The organism is Inquilinus sp. NPDC058860 (assembly GCF_042743185.1).
Taxonomy (GTDB): Bacteria; Pseudomonadota; Alphaproteobacteria; order DSM-16000; family Inquilinaceae; genus Inquilinus.
Genome location: NZ_JBHYMS010000141.1, coordinates 1 through 1,829 on the forward strand (window position 1 = coordinate 1; position 1,829 = coordinate 1,829).

The window sequence follows — 1,829 nt, forward strand, 5'->3', positions numbered from 1 at the left end:
GCGCTCGCGTCCCGGTGGAAACCTCAGGGCCTTCCGCGCGCGGACGCGCGCAGACCCCTCCCCCTGCCCCCCTCCCGCAAGGGGAGGGGGGACTCGAATGGGTTGGCCGCCCACTGCCGGGTGCAGTCCTGATGCGCGTCCTCCGCCGCTTCCTGGCCGACCGCGCCGGCCGCATCGGCCTCGCCGGCCTGGTGCTGGTGCTGGGCATGGCGCTGGCCGCCGGCTGGGTCTTCCCGGGCGACCCGCTGGCGGTCACCGGCCCGTCGCAGCTGCCGCCCTTCCAGGACCCGGCGCATTGGCTGGGCACCGACCGGCTGGGCCGGGACGTGCTGGCCCAGCTGTTCCACGGCGCCCGGGTCTCGCTCCTGGTCGGCGCCGCGGCGGCGGTGCTGGCGGTCGGCATCGGCCTCCTGGTCGGCACCACCGCCGGCTTCCTCGGCGGCTGGGCGGACAACGCGCTGATGCGGGTGACCGAGGCGGTGCAGACCGTGCCCGGCTTCGTCCTGGCCCTGGCGCTGATCCTGGTGCTGGGCCCGTCGCTCGGCAACATCGTCCTCGCCATCGGCCTCGGCGCCTGGACCAGCCCGGCCCGGGTGGTGCGGGCCGAGATCATGGCCCTGGCCCGGCGCGACTTCGTCGACGCCTATCGCTGCATGGGCATGGGCTGGGCGCGGATCGCCTTCGCCAAGCTGCTGCCCAACGCCCTGGCGCCGGTGCTGGTGCTGGCCACCGTGATCACCGCCGGCGCCATCCTGATCGAATCGGCGCTGTCCTTCCTCGGCCTCGGCGACCCGAACCGGGTCAGCTGGGGCAGCATGATCGCCGACGGCCGCGCCGTGCTGCGCAGCGCCTGGTGGCTCTCGGCCATCCCCGGCTTCGCCATCGTCGTCGCCGTGCTGTCGGTCAGCCTGCTCGGCGAGGCGCTCACGGCCGCGCTCGACCCGCGGCGGAGACGCCGGTGAGCCGCCTCCTCTCCATCCGCAACCTGACCGTCGACTATTTCGGCGACGGCGGGGCGGTGCGCGCGGTGGACGGCGTCGATCTCGACCTCGCGGCCGGGGAGACGCTGGCCCTGGTCGGCGAATCCGGCTCCGGCAAGTCGACCGTGGCACTGGCGCCGCTCGGTCTCCTGCCGCCCACGGCCCGCATCGCCGGCTCGATCCGCCTCGCGGGGGCGGAGCTCCTGGGCCTGCCGGAGCCGGCGCTGCGCCCGGTCCGCGGCGGCCGCATCGGCATGGTGTTCCAGGAGCCGATCACCAGCCTCAACCCGGTGCTGACGATCGGCGAGCAGCTGCGCGAGGTGCTGGCGGCGCATGGCCTCAGCCGCGGCCGGGCGGCGCGGGCGGTGGAGCTCTTGGCCGAGGTCGGCATCGCCGACCCCGCCGCCCGGGCCGGCCAGTATCCGCACGAGCTGTCGGGCGGCATGCGGCAGCGGGCGATGATCGCCATGGCGCTGGCCGCGGGGCCGGAGCTGCTGATCGCGGACGAGCCGACCACGGCGCTCGACGTCACCGTCCAGGCCCAGATCCTCGACCTGTTCCGCACGCTGCGCGATCGCCGCGGCATGGCGCTGCTGCTGGTCACCCACGATTTCGGCGTGGTGGCGGAGCTGGCCGACCGGGTCGCGGTGATGCGGGAGGGGCGGGTGGTCGAGACCGGCCCGACGCGGCAGGTGCTGGACGGCCCGCAGCACGGCTACACAAGCGAGCTCCTGGCCGCGACCCTCTCGGTCGATGACGTGCCGCGGTGGGTAAGGGGTGAACCAACCCTTCAAGCCAAGCCAACCGAGTCCCCCCTCCCCTCGCGGGAGGGGGGTAGGGGGAGGGGGT

The 1,829-nt window shown here is 75.0% G+C and carries 2 protein-coding genes; both read left to right on the forward strand.

What is annotated here, in order from left to right; translation table 11 throughout:
- The first annotated feature begins 131 nt into the window (after window positions 1–131).
- A complete protein-coding gene (locus ACFW16_RS36085; RefSeq protein ID WP_380313926.1) occupies window positions 132–962 on the forward strand; it encodes an ABC transporter permease in 831 nt (276 codons plus the stop codon).
- Window positions 959–1,829 (forward strand): ATP-binding cassette domain-containing protein (locus tag ACFW16_RS36090; RefSeq protein ID WP_380313927.1); only part of this gene is annotated, 871 nt, incomplete at its 3' end. The genes ACFW16_RS36085 and ACFW16_RS36090, both read left to right, overlap by 4 nt.

What these genes read in the sequence shown, in the direction of transcription:
- ACFW16_RS36085 (WP_380313926.1), top strand. Translation starts at nt 132, where the DNA reads ATGCGCGTCCTCCGCCGCTTCCTGGCCGACCGCGCCGGCCGCATCGGC.